Annotated in this window: 1 protein-coding gene; it reads left to right on the top strand. The window is 58.3% G+C overall.

Annotated features, from left to right (window positions below; translation table 11 throughout):
* Positions 1–235 (top strand): glycoside hydrolase family 38 N-terminal domain-containing protein (locus tag ACPYOI_RS37085; protein WP_481424308.1); only part of this gene is annotated, 235 nt, incomplete at both ends.

Here is a 235-nt window from a genome sequence, read left to right as displayed (position 1 = left end):
GCCTCAGATTGCTCGACTTGCTGGCATGCGCTGGTTCTTTACTCAGAAACTCAGCTGGAACACGGCGAACACGCTTCCCCACCACACCTTCTGGTGGGAGGGCATCGACGGGACCCGGATCTGGACGCACTTCCCGCCAGTGGACTGCTACGACTGTGTTGTCAGCGCCCAAGAGGTCAAGAAAGCTGAGGCAAACTTCAAAGAGAAGGGCGTGGCCAGACGCTCAATCCTGCCA

The organism is Rhizobium sp. SVR5-2C (assembly GCF_056755115.1).
Note: the sequence above shows the minus strand (reverse complement) of the source record. Positions and strands in the feature narration are given on the sequence as shown.